11 protein-coding genes are annotated in these 14090 nt (G+C 71.9%); 4 read left to right on the plus strand and 7 right to left on the minus strand.

What is annotated here, in order from left to right; all coding sequences use genetic code 11:
* Positions 1-91: 91 nt before the first annotated feature.
* Together ACWEGE_RS37730 and ACWEGE_RS37735 are read right to left on the minus strand one after the other, a co-directional pair.
* A complete protein-coding gene (locus ACWEGE_RS37730) occupies positions 92-1891 on the minus strand; it encodes a TIM barrel protein (RefSeq protein WP_449665268.1) in 1800 nt (599 codons plus the stop codon).
* Complete coding sequence (locus ACWEGE_RS37735) at positions 1881-2729, minus strand: shikimate dehydrogenase (RefSeq protein WP_449665269.1); 849 nt, start codon at positions 2727-2729, stop codon at positions 1881-1883. The genes ACWEGE_RS37730 and ACWEGE_RS37735 overlap by 11 nt, the downstream gene beginning before the upstream one ends.
* A 115-nt stretch (positions 2730-2844) precedes the next feature.
* Between ACWEGE_RS37735 and ACWEGE_RS37740 the strand changes: the two genes are divergently transcribed.
* Entirely contained in the window at positions 2845-3486 is a 642-nt protein-coding gene (locus ACWEGE_RS37740) for a TetR/AcrR family transcriptional regulator (protein ID WP_449665270.1), read from the plus strand.
* A gap of 117 nt (positions 3487-3603) precedes the next feature.
* The gene (locus tag ACWEGE_RS37745; RefSeq protein WP_449665271.1) at positions 3604-4923 is read left to right on the plus strand and encodes an MFS transporter; all 1320 of its coding nucleotides are present in this window, start codon (positions 3604-3606) and stop codon (positions 4921-4923) included.
* An 11-nt stretch (positions 4924-4934) separates the two neighbouring features.
* Here the strand turns inward: ACWEGE_RS37745 and ACWEGE_RS37750 are convergent, their stop codons facing one another.
* Positions 4935-7040 carry a (Fe-S)-binding protein gene (locus ACWEGE_RS37750; protein ID WP_449665272.1) on the minus strand — a complete coding sequence of 702 codons (2106 nt, stop codon included), beginning with the start codon at positions 7038-7040 and terminating at the stop codon, positions 4935-4937.
* 31 nt (positions 7041-7071) lie between these two features.
* Positions 7072-7488 carry a hypothetical protein gene (locus ACWEGE_RS37755; RefSeq protein WP_449665273.1) on the minus strand — a complete coding sequence of 139 codons (417 nt, stop codon included), beginning with the start codon at positions 7486-7488 and terminating at the stop codon, positions 7072-7074.
* A 221-nt stretch (positions 7489-7709) separates the two neighbouring features.
* On the opposite strand from ACWEGE_RS37755, the gene ACWEGE_RS37760 reads away from it, so the two are divergent.
* Positions 7710-8372, plus strand: a complete 663-nt coding sequence (locus ACWEGE_RS37760) for a nitroreductase family protein (RefSeq protein WP_449665274.1) — start codon at positions 7710-7712, stop codon at positions 8370-8372.
* Between the two features lie 2 nt (positions 8373-8374).
* Here the strand turns inward: ACWEGE_RS37760 and ACWEGE_RS37765 are convergent, their stop codons facing one another.
* The 3 genes from ACWEGE_RS37765 to ACWEGE_RS37775 form a co-directional block, all read right to left on the minus strand.
* Positions 8375-10468, minus strand: a complete 2094-nt coding sequence (locus ACWEGE_RS37765; RefSeq protein ID WP_449665275.1) for a diguanylate cyclase domain-containing protein — start codon at positions 10466-10468, stop codon at positions 8375-8377.
* A gap of 81 nt (positions 10469-10549) precedes the next feature.
* Entirely contained in the window at positions 10550-11647 is a 1098-nt protein-coding gene (locus tag ACWEGE_RS37770) for an alpha/beta hydrolase (protein WP_449665276.1), read from the minus strand.
* 72 nt (positions 11648-11719) lie between these two features.
* Positions 11720-13051 carry a cytochrome P450 gene (locus ACWEGE_RS37775; protein ID WP_449665277.1) on the minus strand — a complete coding sequence of 444 codons (1332 nt, stop codon included), beginning with the start codon at positions 13049-13051 and terminating at the stop codon, positions 11720-11722.
* Between the two features lie 122 nt (positions 13052-13173).
* Here ACWEGE_RS37775 and ACWEGE_RS37780 point away from each other — a divergent pair, with 122 nt between their 5' ends.
* Positions 13174-13998, plus strand: a complete 825-nt coding sequence (locus tag ACWEGE_RS37780; protein ID WP_449665278.1) for an SAM-dependent methyltransferase — start codon at positions 13174-13176, stop codon at positions 13996-13998.
* The last annotated feature ends 92 nt before the right edge of the window (positions 13999-14090 follow it).

A 14090-nucleotide genomic window follows, 5' to 3' on the forward strand; every position in this document is an offset into this window, starting at 1 on the left:
ACCGGAATCCGGCGCGCCCGCGGTGCCCTGCCACGACGAAAACCGCCCCGGGAAAGAACTTCCCGAGGCGGCGGTACCGAGCGGCCGGCGGTCAGGCCGGCGTTTTCACCGGTGGCGCCGCGTGTCGCCGGGCGCGGTGGGCGGCCATCCGCACCGGCGCGTTGGCCACGCCGAAGCCGCGGTACCCGCCGATCCGCTGCACCACCTCGAAGAACACCCGCGCCCCGGCCAGCGCGGTGTAGAAGTGCAGGAACTCCCCCGCCTCGTCGCGGTCGTAGAGCACCGAGTGCTCCCGCAGCGCGGCCAGCCGCTCCGGCGGCAGCTCCAGCCGGGCTTCGAGGTCGTCGTAGTAGTTGCCCGGGATGTCCAGCAGGGGTGCGCCCGCCGCGCGCATCGCCGCGGCCGCGGCCAGTGCGTCCGTGCAGGCGAACGCCACGTGCTGCGGTTCGGGGACCGCGGGGGCCCACCCGCCGCGGCGGACCACGGCCGCGTCCAGCGTCAGCCGGACCTCCCCGGCCGCCATCGAGCGGCTGCGCACCAGCCCGAACGGCGCGGCGAACTCCGCCACCGGCGACGGCGTCAGCCCGAACACCGAGCGGTAGAACAGCGCCGCCTCCTCGAAGTGGTCGAAGGGCTGGGTGAGCGCCACGTGATCGATTCCGAAGACCCCGGCCCCGCCGGCCGTCTCCCCGGTCGGCACGAAGTCGTCGCGCCAGTCGTCGCCGCAGAGGAACACCTGGGTGCCGTCCGGCGCGGCGATCGACGCCAGGTCGGCCTCTCGCGGACCACGCACCCGCGGCAGGACCGGCGCGCGCAGCGCTTCGGCCCGGCGGGCCGACCGGGCCGGGTCGGCACTGGCCAGCGCGACCGCGCCGACCGCACCGTGCGCCGCCCCGCCTTCGTTGACCACCACCCGGGCCTCGCCCTGCTCCCACAGCTCGACCGGCTTGGTGCGGTGCACGCCGGTGCGCGCGAACCCGAGCGAAGCCAGCACCCTGCCGGCCCCCGGATCGGTGACGACCTCGGCGAACGCGTGCCCGGTCAGCGCGGGCGCGGCCGGCAGGTCGAGCACGCCGAGGGACTCCTGCAACGCCAGCAGCGACCGCAGCGCGTCGACCGCCGCCGGGCGCGGGTCGGCCTGGCGGAACACGTCGTTGAAGACCTCCAGCGACAGCGGCCCGCGATAGCCCGCCGCCAGCACGTGGCCGGTGAAGGCGGTCAGGTCGAAGTCGCCCTGCCCGGGGAACAGCCGGTGGTGCCGGCTCCACGGCAGCACGTCCATCGGCAGCTTCGGCGCGTCGGCGAGCTGGAGGAAGAAGATCTTGTCGCCGGGGATCGCGCGGATCGGCGCCGGGTCGTGGCCCTTCGAGAGGATGTGAAAACTGTCCAGGCAGACGCCGAGCGCGGGGTGCGCGGCGCGGCGGACGATGCGCCAGGCGTGCTCGTACCCGCTGACGTGCCGGCCCCAGGCCAGTGCTTCGTAGGCGATCCGCAGCCCGCGCGCGTCGGCGAGGTCGGCCAGGGCGCGCAGCTGTTCGGCGGCCAGTTCGTCGTCGTCGACCGCCTCCGGCGCGACCGACGAGCAGACCAGCATCGTGCCGGCACCCAGTTCGGCCATGACGTCGAACTTGCGCGCCGCGCGGCGCAGGTTGGCCGCGTGCCGCTCCGGCGGGACGGCTTCGAAGTCGCGGAACGGCTGGTAGAGGTCGATCGACAGGCCGAGGTCGGCGCACCGGCGGCGGATCTCGGCCGGGCTCGACGGCGACACCAGCAGGTCGTTCTCGAACAGCTCGACGCCGTCGAACCCGGCCGCGGCGGCCGCGGCGAGCTTGTCCTCCAGGGTGCCGGAGAGGCAGACGGTGGCGATCGCGGTGCGCGGTTCAGGCAGCACGGGCGGCCTCCCCTTCCAGTGCGTCGAAGTGGCGCAGCATCCGCGCCGGGTCGGGCTCGGCGCCGGTGAAGAGCCGGAACGATTCGGCCGCCTGCAGCACGACCATGCCGCCGCCGTGCAGCACCCGGCAGCCACGAGCCCGGGCGGCGGCCAGCAGCGCGGTCTCCAGGGGCCGGTAGACGATGTCGGCGACCCACAGCTCTGCACGCAGCAGTTCGGCGGGCACCGGCGAGCCGGGGTGGGCGGCCATCCCGGTCGGGGTGGCGTGCACGAGGCCGTCGGCGCGGCGGATCCCGGTCACGTCGCCGGCGACCGCCCGCCCCGGGCCGAACCTCCGCTCGAGCGCGGCGGCCAGGCGGGCGCTCCGGCCGCGGTCGACGTCGTGGACCGTGAGGCGCCCGGTGCCCAGCGAGAGCAGCGCGTGGGCGACCGCCGCGCCCGCTCCCCCGGCGCCGAGCAGGACGACGTCGTCCATCCGGACGTCCGGCAGGCCGCGGGTGAGGCTGCGGGCGAACCCGGTCGCGTCGGTGTTGTGGCCGATCGCCCGGCCGTTGCGGAACACGACGGTGTTGACCGCGCCGAGCGCTTCCGCTTCCGGCGAGAGCTCGTCGAGGTGCGGGACGACGGCCTGCTTGGCCGGGTGGGTGACGTTGAGGCCGTCGAACCCGGCGAGCCGCGCGGCGGCGAGGACGTCGGCGACCGGGCGGCGCAGCACGTCGAGGTCCAGCAGGCGGTAGAGGTAGCGGAGGCCGAGCTCGTCGGCCTCGCGCTCGTGCAGGGCCGGGCTGGCGGACGGCCCGATGCCCGTGCCGACGAGGCCGATCAGGTAGCTGGTCACGCGGTGCCCTCCGGAAACTAATGTACGAACTAGTACGTTCACGGTAGCGCGGCGTCCGCCCGGACGGAAGGGCTGGACTAGAGTGGGGGCGTTCACCTGCAGCGGAGGGAGCCCGGTGGCCGCACCATCGTCGGAGGCCGAGCGCCAGCGCGACAAGGAACGGACGCGGGCCGACATCCTGGCGGTGGCCACCCGGGAGTTCGCGGACAAGGGCTACACCGGCGCCCGGGTCGACGAGATCGCCGCCCGCACCAGCACCACCAAGCGGATGATCTACTACTACTTCGGCGGCAAGGAACAGCTCTACATCGCCGTGCTGGAGCAGGCGTACTCCGAGCTCCGAGCCTCGGAACAGCAGCTCGACGTCGAGCACCTGGAGCCCGAGGACGCCTTGCGGCAACTGGCCGCGCTGACGTTCGACCACCACGAGGCGCACCCGGACTTCATCCGCCTGGTCAGCATCGAGAACATCCACCACGCCGAACACCTGTCGCGGTCGGAGATCCTCGGCGGACTGGCCGACCCGGCGCTCGGCGGGATCGCCCGGATCCTCGAGCGCGGCCGGAAGGCCGGTTTGTTCCGCGCGGACGCCGACGCCCTCGACGTGCACATGATCATCAGCTCGTTCTGCGTGTTCCGCCTGGCGAACCGGCACACGTTCCAAGCGATCTTCGGCCGCGACATGCTCGACCCGGCCCGCCGCGAGCACTACCGCTCGATGCTCGGCGACCTGGTGATCGACTACCTGACCGCCTGAAATCCGCCTCTTGACACCCGGGGTCCGGTCTCGCACTCTCTATTAACTAACTAGACCGTACATTGCTTCCCCGCCGCAGTCTGCGCAATGAAGCACGGACGTCAGGAGCACCTCCCCGTGACCGGATCGATGCCCCGCAAGGCGGCGCTGGCCGCCTGGATCGGCAGCGCGCTCGAGTACTACGACTTCTTCATCTACGGCACCGCCGCCGCGCTCGTGTTCGGCAAGGTGTTCTTCCCCGCCTCCTCCCCCGCCACCGGCACCCTGCTGGCGCTGGCCACCTTCGGCGTCGGCTACCTCGCCCGGCCGGTCGGCGCGTTCGTCCTCGGCCACGTCGGCGACCGGTTCGGCCGCAAGCGGGTGCTCGTCTTCACCCTGCTGCTCATGGGCTTCACGACGTTCTGCGTCGGCTGCCTGCCGACGTATGCGAGCGTCGGCGTCCTCGCCCCGGTCCTGCTGGTCGTGCTCCGCCTGCTGCAGGGGCTTTCCGCAGCCGGCGAGCAGGCGGGGGCGAACTCGATGTCCCTGGAACACGCCCCGGAACACCGGCGGGCGTACTTCACCAGCTTCACCTTGAGCGGAACGCAGGCCGGCCAGATCCTGGCCACCGCGATCTTCCTCCCCGTTGCCGCACTCCCGGCGGCGGACCTGCTGACCTGGGGCTGGCGGCTGCCGTTCTGGGGCAGCGCGCTCGTGGTGGTCGTCGGCTTCGTGATCCGGCGCAAGCTCGACGAGACACCGGTGTTCGCCCGCACCGAGGTCGCGAAGCTGCCGGTCGCGCTGCTGTTCCGCCACCACTGGGCGGACGTCCTGCGCGTGGTCTTCGCGGCGACCATCGCCTCGGTGAGCACCATCTTCACGGTCTACGCGCTGAGCTACGCGGTGAACACGATCGGCCTGGCCCGCACCCCGATGCTCTGGGTCGGCGTGCTGGCGAACGTCGTCGCGCTGGCGGCGATCCCGCTGCTGGCCCGGCTCGCCGACCGGGTCGGGCGCAAACCGGTGTTCATCGCCGGCTGCCTGGCCTGCGGGCTGCTGATCTTCCCGTACCTGTGGTCGATCTCGATCGGCTCGTACGCGCTGTTGTTCGTGCTCGGCATCGTGTTGTTCGGCGTGGCGTACTCCGGGGTCAACGGCGTCTGGCCGGCGCTGTACGGCGAGATGTTCAGCGCCCGCGTCCGCCTGTCCGGCATGGCGATCGGCACGCAGATCGGTTTCGCGGTGGCGGGCTTCGCCCCGAGCGTGGTGGCGGCGATCGGCTCGGGCAAGGACGACTGGCTCGGCGTCGCCGTCTTCACCGCGGGAGTGTGCGCGGTGTCGGCACTCGCCGCGGCGACGGCCCGCGAGACCTCCCGGGTGCCGACCGCGGAACTGGGCACCAGGACGCACCACTCCGACTCACCGTCCACTGTGGTCGCTTCTACAGTGGACGGCTGAGCCGGCCGCGGTCAGGGCTTCGGCGTCGGCGCGGACGCCGGGGCCTTCACCCGTTCCAGCAGGAGCTGGGCGACGTCACGTACGTCGACGTTCTCCGCCTTCTGCTCGCTCTGCCGCTGGACGAGCCCGTCGGTCAGCATCACGCGGCAGAACGGGCAGCCCGTCACGATGGTTTCCGCGTCCGTGGCGATCGCCTCGTCGACCCGCTCCAGGTTGATGCGCTTGCCGATCTGCTCCTCCATCCACATGCGCGCACCACCCGCGCCGCAGCACAGCGCGCGGTCGGCGTGGCGGGGCATCTCGGCCAAGGAGGCACCCGTCGCGCCGACCAGCTCGCGCGGCGGGGTGTAGACCTTGTTGTGCCGCCCGAGGTAGCAGGGGTCGTGGTAGGTGACCTTCGGGCCGTCCTCGACCGGCTTGACCGGGGTCAGCTGCCCGCCGCGGACCAGGCGGTTGAGCAGCTGCGTGTGGTGGACGACCTCGTAGTGACCGTCCAGCTGGGGGTATTCGCGGCCCAGCGTGTTGAGGCAGTGCGGGCAGGTCGTGACGATCTTGCGCAGCCGCGGCTCGCGGCCCTCGAACACGGCGTTGAGCGTCTCGGCCGTCTGCTGCGCCATCATCTGGAAGAGGAACTCGTTGCCCGCGCGGCGGGCCGGGTCACCGGTGCAGGACTCCTCGTTGCCCAGCACCACGTACTTCACCCCGGCGATGTGCAGCAGCTCGGCCGTGGCGCGGACGGTCTTGCGCGCCTGGTCGTCGAACGCGCCGGCGCAGCCGACCCAATAGACGTACTCGACGTCTTCGGCCAGCTCGCCGTCGAACACCGGGACGTCGAAGCCGAGGTCCTTCGTCCAGGCGAGGCGCTCGGAGTTGTTCTGGCCCCAGGGGTTGCCCTTGGTCTCCAGGTTCTTGAACAGCCCGCCCAGCTCGGTCGGGAACGCCGACTCGATCATCACCTGGTAGCGGCGCATGTCGACGATGTGGTCGACGTGCTCGATGTCCACCGGGCACTGCTCGACGCACGCGCCGCAGGTGGTGCACGACCACAGCACGTCCGGGTCGATGACGCCGCCATCGGCCTCCGGGCCGACCAGCGGGCGCGCCTCCTCGTGCTCGGTGCCCGCGAGGATGTACGGCGCTTCCTCGAACAGGTTGTCGCGCAGGTTCATGATGACGAGCTTGGGCGACAACGGCTTCCCGGTGTTCCACGCCGGGCACTGCGACTGGCAGCGGCCGCACTCGGTGCACGTGGCGAAGTCCAGCATGCCCTTCCAGGTGAAGTCGCCGATCTTGCCGCGGCCGAACGTGTCGTCCTCGCCCGGGTCCTCGAAGTCGATCGGCTTGCCCGCGGACTCCATCGGCAGCAGCGGGCCGAGCGCGTCCGGCAGCCGCTTCGCCGAGACGTTGACCGGCGCCACGAAGATGTGCAGGTGCTTGGAGTAGAGCACGATCGACAGGAACACCAGCATGACGCCGATGTGCAGCAGCAGGCCGACCGTCTCCAGCACCTCGGTCGTCGAGTGCCCGAGCGGTTCCAGCAGGTTCCCGACGCCGAGGGAGACGTACGCGCCGTTGTCGTACGGGAAGTTGCCGGACGCCGAGGACGCGCCGCGGAAGAAGAACATCGTCCAGACGACGTTGAAGATCATCAGCAGGATCAGCCATGCGCCGCCGGTGTGCGAACCGTAGAACCGGGACGCGCGGTCCTTGCGCTCGGGGGCGTTCCGGATCCGGATGACGGTGAACACGCCGAGCGAGACGGCCACGGCGACGGCGATGAAGTCCTGCAGGAACCCGAGCACCGCCCAGTGGCCGATCCACGGGATGGCGAACTTCTCGTCGAACAGCGCGCCGTAGGCCTCGAGGTACACCGAAGCGAGGATCACGAAGCCCCAGAACGTGAAGAAGTGCGCCAGGCCGGGCACCGACCACTTCAGCAGCTTCCGCTGGCCGAACACCTCGCGCACCTGCGCGAAGAGCCGGGCACCGAGCTCGCCGGACCGCTTGGTGTCGGGCTGGCCGGCCTTGATCAGCCGGTACAGGAAGGCCACCCGCTTGCCGGCGACGGCGAGGCCGACGACGGTCATGAGCAGGCCGAGGATGAGACGAACGAGCACGAGTCCTCCGCGTCGTGATGGAAGGACCGGCTCAGTGCGAGCCGGTGTAGTACCGGCACGCCTTGCACGCGTACCGCATTTTCGCGATCCGCCAGTGTTTCCGGTACAGATCGAGGTCGGGCGAGCGCCGGACGCCGAGGCGCTGGTAGCGCCCGGGCCGCCGGCCGGTTTCGTACTGCTCGGTGGCGCGGCCGAGGTGGGCGCGCCGCAGCACGCACCCCCGCGTCCGGCAGCGGCCGAGCGCGGCGCGGCAGAACCGGTGCAGCAGCACGAGATCGCCGGTCACTTCTTCGACCACGCCGTAGCCCGGGTGGTGGCCCGGCCCGGCCAGCCGTACCGGCAGCCCGCAGTACGCGCATTTGAGCGTGCAGGGAAGGCAGCCGGTCAAGTGCCGGATCCGCAGTTCGCGCCGGTCTTCGGAGCCGGGTCCTCGGACGCGCGACGCCATGAAGCCTCCCGGAACGACTGTGATCGGCACCACTGTCTGCTACTGGAGGGTAATGAGGGGATCACTTCACGCGACAGGACCGAACGGCCTAGTTTCACTGCGCCGTTCAGCGCAATTTTTTGAGGAAGGATCACCTTACTGTCCGTGGAACGGACGCTCAACACCGCGAATCGTACGTTCAGCCCTGCTGCGGCCGCGGTGTCGCGCGCCACAATCCGGGCATGACGTATCACCCGGTCCCGTACCAGCCCGCCCGGCTGCCCGACGACGAAACGCTCGCCCGGGCCGCCGCGCTGCGCCGGCGGATGGAAGCCCGGCGTTCGGTGCGGATGTTCTCCCCCGACCCGGTTCCGGAACGCGCGGTGCTCGACGCGATCGCGGTCGCCTCGACCGCCCCCAGCGGCGCGCACCAGCAGCCGTGGACGTTCGTCCTCGTCACGGACCCGGCGGTCCGGCGCCGGATCCGCGAAGCCGCCGAGGCCGAAGAACGGATCTCCTACGAAGGCCGGCTCGGCGAGGCGTGGCTCGACGCGCTCCGGCCGCTCGGCACGGACGCGGTCAAGCCCCACCTGACCGACGCGCCGTACCTCATCGTCGTGTTCCAGCAACGGTTCGCCCTCGACGACGACGGCGGCGTCCGCAAGCACTACTACGTCGACGAGTCGGTCGGCATCGCGGTCGGCATGCTGCTCACGGCGTTGCACGTGGCAGGCCTCGCGGCGTTGACGCACACGCCGTCGCCGATGCGGTTCCTCGGGGAGCTGCTGGGCCGCCCGCGCAACGAAAAGGCGTTCGCGGTGATCCCGGTCGGCTACCCGGCCGACGACTGCGTCGTCCCGGACCTGGAGCGCAAGCCGCTCGACGAAGTCCTCGTGCGGATCTGACTTCAGCAGGCGGGCAGGCCGCCCGGCAGGCCGGGGAACGCCGGGCCGGAAAGCAGGTCCGCGCCCCGCTCCTGCCACCACGCGGCCTCGTCCGGGATCCGCACGCCGGCGACCGACACCGGTGCCCCGGCCGCGTGCGCCGCGTCGATCAGGGCCGACAGCGAGCCGGTCACCAGCGGGTGTTCCCGCTTGGCGGCCAGGCCCGGCGCGATCCGGACCGCGTGGGCCGGGAACTCCGTCAGGCAGGTGACGTCGGCGAGCCCGTGGATCTCCGGCCGGACGCCGATTTCGCGCAGCACCCGGAAGTTGTCCGCCGCGTCCCCGGTCAGGCTCGCGGCGGGGAAGCCGGGCCGCAGGCGGTCCGGGGCGAGGCCGGTGTCGTCCAGGACGCGGCGGAGCTCGCCGACCAGGTCCGGGTCCGCCGCCTGCTGGGCGGTGAGCTCGACGACCAGCGGCACGCCGATCCCGGCCGCCGCCAGCCGTTCGGCCGCCGTGCGCAGCAGCCAGGTGGCCAGCGGCAGGGCCAGCCCGGTCTCCCCGGCCAGCCGCACGCACGTCTCGTGCGGCAGCGCGCCTTCGGCCGGGTGGTTCCAGCGCAGCCGCGCCTCGACGCCCTCGACCGCGCCGCTCGTCGCGGACACCAGCGTCCGGTAGCCGGCGACGATCTCGCCGGTCTCCCAGGCACCCGCCATCGACGCGGCCAGGCCGAAGTCGTGCCGGTCCCGCCGGTCCAGCTCGCGGTCGAACAGGCCCCACTGGTTGCCCGTCCGCTGCGCGCGCCGCAGGGTCAGGTCCGACGCCTGGAGCAGCTCCGCCGGCGTGCTGTCGCGCGGCGGGCGGTGGACGACGCCGATCGCGGCCGACACCGCGACCCCGCGCTGCCCGTCGACGTACTCGGGTTCGGCGAGCTCGTGGGTGATCCGGCGGACGAGGGTCACCACGTCCGGCGTGTCGTCCGTGTTCTGCACCAGCACGGCGAATTCGTCGCCGCCGATGCGGGCCACGAGCGCCTTCTCCGCGTCGAAGACCGTCTTCAGCTTGGCCGCGACCCCGCGCAGCACCCGGTCGCCGAGCTCCTGGCCGAGGCCGCCGTTGATCTGCGAGAAGCCGTCGAGGTCGAGGTGCAGCAGCGTGACGCCGCGCGCCGGGTCCGCGTCGCGCAGCAGGGTTTCCAGGCGGGTGCTGAAGAACTGCCGGTTCGGCAGCCCGGTGAGCACGTCGTGCAGGGCCTGGTGGCTCAGCCGCCGCTGCAACAGCGAGACCTCGGTGTCGTCGTCGACGATGGTGAGCAGCTGCCGGGGCGCGCCGACGGAGTCCCGGATCACCGACGCGGCGAACGTCGCCCACATCGGTTCGCCGTCCTTGCCGACCAGGCGGCGGCCCGAGCGCAGCCGGTGCAGCCGGCCGGCGGCCAGCTCGCGGTAGCTTTCCCGCAGCTGCTCGACGTCCTCGGGGTGGACCAGGTCGAACAGGGTCAGCGCGGCGATCTCCGCCGGGGTCCGCTGGAGCGTCTTGGCCAGCGCCGCGTTGGCCCGCAGCACCCGGCCGTCCAGCTCGGTGAGGGCGACCCCGCTGGCCGACCCGGCGAACACCTCCTCGAACTGCGCGCGGGTGATGACGTGCTTCTGCCGCGTCTCCTGTTCGACCTTCAGCAGCGCGCGGCTGAGTCCCTCCTGCCGCTTCTGGATGTCCTCGCGCAACGTCTCGCCGTAGCCGGCGCTGAACGCGCCGAGCACCAGCACCACCCGCTCGGCCTGCCGGTCGACGCCGCGCAGTTCCGGTTCGCGCAGCAAGGCCTTGCCCAGCACCTCCAGGCTGCGGCGCAGGCTGTCGGCACCGACGCACCGCAGCTCGACGAGCCGCCCGCCCGCGACCGCGGCCGCCTCGAGCCCCGGCGGATCGCTCGCCACCGCCTCGAACAGCTGCCCGGCCAGGGCGGTCAGCTCGCGCTCGACCTCCTCGGGCGTGTGCGGCAGGTACGCCGTGGTGCTGATCAGGTAACCCCATTTGCGCGCGAGCGCGTCGAGCCGTCTCGCCGCGCGTTCGGCGGACGGCTTGGTGCGCGGGGCGTCGCCGCGGGGATGGGGAGCGGTCACCTCAGGCCGTCCATGGGTTCAGTACACACCGTTCGGGTCAATCGAGATATCTTGGCCCGGAATTGTGCGACACGCACGGGGTCAAATTCGTCCGATCGAGTGATAACCCTGCGGAGCGACCCCCAGGCGGTCCTGCAGCCAGGACCGGGTGGCACTGCGGTATTCGCCGGCGTTTTCGTGCAGCGCCACGGAATGTCCCGCGCCGGGCAGCACGAAGACCGACAACTTCGAAGGGTCGGCGTAATAGGGCGCTTCCTGCGCCCGCAGCACCGCCGCGTCGGAACAGTCGCGCAGCGCCAGCACCCCGCAGAAAAGGACGTCTTTTTCACCGACCACCTGGAAAACCGGTACGGTGATTCCCCACGTCGCGGGCAGAACGATGCCGAACAACGCGACCGTGCCCATCCCGGGAACCGAAACCTGGTCCTTCGTCGCTTCGTCGGCCGCGATCACGGCCGGGTCGGCGTCGCCCGCGGCGTAGAACAGCCCGGCCCGCGCGCCCGGCTTCGTCGTGAAGTACAGCGGGTCGCTGCCGAGGGTCCCGAGCTGCGCGTCGAGGAACGCCGGCTGCAGGCCGAGCGCCGCGCCGAGGGCGAGCACCGGCAGCGCGGGCAGGTGCGTGATGCCGGTCAGGACCACGCCGTCGACGTCGTGGTAGGTCGACGCCTCCACGGCGACGACCCCGGACCCGACCGAGTGCCCGACGATGACCACCTTCGCGAACGGGACGCCGCCGGCCCGGCCGGCCCGCAGGTGGCCGACGACCTCGTGCATCGACTCGGCGGCCGCCCAGACCGACAGCGGCACACTCAGCGGCCGGCTGCTGCCCCCGGCGCCGAGCTGGTCGGCGGCGAAGGTCGCATAGCCGTGGGCGGCCATGTCGCGCTGGTAGGAGTAGCGCGCCGGCTCATACGGCAGGTCCCAGTACGCGCTGTTGTACGTCCCGCCGTGCACGAGCAGCTGGACGGTGTCCGGCGCGTCTCCGGCGGGCAGGCACAGGCTGCCGTGCACGGTCGCCGGCGCCCCCGGCACCAGCGGCGGCAGGCCCGGGCCGCTGACCGGCAGATCCGTGTCGCTGCAGGAGATCGCGGCCGCCTCGGCGGGCACCGCCGCGGTCAGCGACGCGAACAGGACGCCGCACGCGAACAACGCCGACGTCACCTTGACGGGCAGCTTCACGCCGCACTCCCTCTGTGCTCGGACAGGTGAACGAACTCGGGAACACTACACCCGGTAGCCGGACGCGTACCGTCAGGTCGTGCGCGGCACGACCGTCATCGGCAGTCGGTTCGGCTGCATCGTGGCCTTGATCTGCGCGTACACCTTCTTGCCGGGCACCGGGACCAGCCGCCACCGCGCGCCGATGGTCGCGGCCACGATGCCGATCTCCGTCGGCGCGAACACGTGCCCCGGGCACAGCCGCGCGCCCGCGCCGAACGGGATGTACGCCCCCTTCGGCAGCTCCGCGGCGCGGCCGGGCGCCCAGCGGTCCGGGTCGAACCGGTCCGGGTCGGGGAACCAGCGCGGATCGCGGTGCAGGGTGTGCTGGCTGACCGCGACTTCGCTGCCCGCCGGGATCGCGATCCCGCCGAGTTCGACGTCCTCCCGCGCGCGGCGCATGAGGATCAGCGGGGGCGTGCGGCGGACGATCTCGTTGACGATCTGGTTCGTGTAGCCGAGCTCCGGCAGGTCCTCGAAGCGCGCCGGACGGCCGCCGAGGACGTCGTCGACTTCGGCGTGGAACCGCCGCTCGACGTCCGGGTGCTGCCCCAGCTCGTGGAAGAACCAGGCGAGCGCGACGGCGGTGGTCTCGGCGCCGGTGGTGAGGATCGTGATGACCTCGTCGTGCACCTGGCGATCGGACATGCCCTCGCCGGTGTCCTCGTCGCGGGCCAGCAGCAGCATCGAGAGCAGGTCGCCGTGGTCGGCGCCGTCTTCGCGGGCCGCGACGACGGTCTCGCCGATCACCTCCCGCAGGCGCGCGGCCGCGGCGTCGAACCGCCGGTTCGCCGGGATCGGCAGCTTCTCGACGAACTTCGGCGAGAACGCCCGGATCAGCACGTACTTGAGCATGACCGGGATCGAGTGCCGGATCTCCGCCAGTGCCTGCTCGCCGAGCGCGGTGGAGAACAGCGTCTGCCCGGCGACGGTCAGCACCAGGTCCTGCATCCGCTTGTCGAACTCGACGACTTCGCCCGGCTGCCACGCATCGACCAGCTCGGCGGCGAGCTTCGTGATGGTGTGCTCGGCGTAGCCGGCGATCCGCGTCCGGCCGAAGGCGGGCATCACCAGGCGGCGCTGGCGGCGGTTGAACTCGCCGTTCGACGTCGCCAGCCCGTCGCCGAAGAGCGGGCGCATCTTGTCGAAGACCAGGCCCTTGTCGAACTTGTCGGCGTCGGTGGCCAGCACCTGCCAGGCCAGCTCCGGGGTGGTGACCACGTGCACCGGCAGCGGGCCGAGCCGGATCTTGACGACTTCTCCGTGCGCGGGCAGGGAAGTGAAGAACTTCAGCGGGTCGCGCAGCAGGGGCACCGTGTGTCCGAGCAGGGGCACCCGGCCGGGCACGGGACGCGGGTTCGTCATGGCCTCGTCTCCTCGTGACCGGGCCACTTTAGCCGCGTGCCGGGTATCCGGAGCGCGAGTCCACACGAACGGATGAGGGGGCTAAGCTCGGCCGCCGAGAGTCCGCGAGGGTGGGAGGTCCCGTGACCGGAGAAGCGAGCTGGGTACCGCCGGAGATCGACACCACGGTGCCGAACCCGGCCCGGGTGTACGACTTCTGGCTCGACGGGGACCACAACTTCGCCGCCGACCGGGCACTCGGCGAGCAGATCCTCCAGATCATGCCGGGGATCCGTGACGCCGCCCGCCTCAACCGCGCCTTCCTCCGCCGCGCCGCGCGGTACATGGTGCGGGCCGGGGTCCGGCAGTTCCTCGACATCGGCTCCGGCATCCCGACCGTCGGGAACCTCCACGAGATCGTCCAGCAGGCGGATCCCTCGTGCCGCGTGGTGTACGTCGACCGCGAGCCGGTCGCCGTCGCGCACAGCGAGCTGCTGCTGCAGGACAACGACAACTGCGCGGTGCTCCAGGCCGACCTGCGCGACGTCAACGACATCTTCGACGCCGAGCCGGCGCGCCGGCTGCTCGACCCGGAGCAGCCGACCGGCGTGTTCATGTTGCTGCTGCTGCACTTCGTGCCCGATTCGTGGGATCCGGCCGGCATCCTGGCCCGCTACCGCGAGCGGCTCGCGCCGGGCAGCTTCCTCGCCGTCACGCACGTCGCGGCGGACTCCGGGTCCGAAGGCCTCGACGAGGCGATCAAGGTCTACACGACCCGGCAGAACCAGCAGAACCAGCCGTTCCCGCGCACGCACGACCAGGTGCTCCGGTTCTTCGAGGGCTTCGACCTCGTCGAACCGGGCCTGGTCGGCTGCGCGATGTGGAACCCCGAGGGCGTCGGCGACATGTCCGACGACCCGTCGGTCAACTCCCTCCCGTACGCGGGTGTGGGCCGCAAGCCGTCGTGAGTGGTGAGGCGGGTTGGAACCCCGAGGCCCGCGAGCAGATCCTCGAGCAGGCCGGGCGCCTGCCGGACGTCGTCGCGGCCTGCGTCGGCGGC

The sequence above is a fragment of the Amycolatopsis sp. NPDC004747 genome (genome assembly GCF_053601335.1).

What these genes read in the sequence shown, in the direction of transcription:
- ACWEGE_RS37755 (WP_449665273.1), bottom strand. Translation starts at nt 7,488, where the DNA reads ATGGCGTCGCGCGTCCGAGGACCCGGCTCCGAAGACCGGCGCGAACTG.
- ACWEGE_RS37760 (WP_449665274.1), top strand. Translation starts at nt 7,710, where the DNA reads ATGACGTATCACCCGGTCCCGTACCAGCCCGCCCGGCTGCCCGACGAC.
- ACWEGE_RS37775 (WP_449665277.1), bottom strand. Translation starts at nt 13,051, where the DNA reads ATGACGAACCCGCGTCCCGTGCCCGGCCGGGTGCCCCTGCTCGGACAC.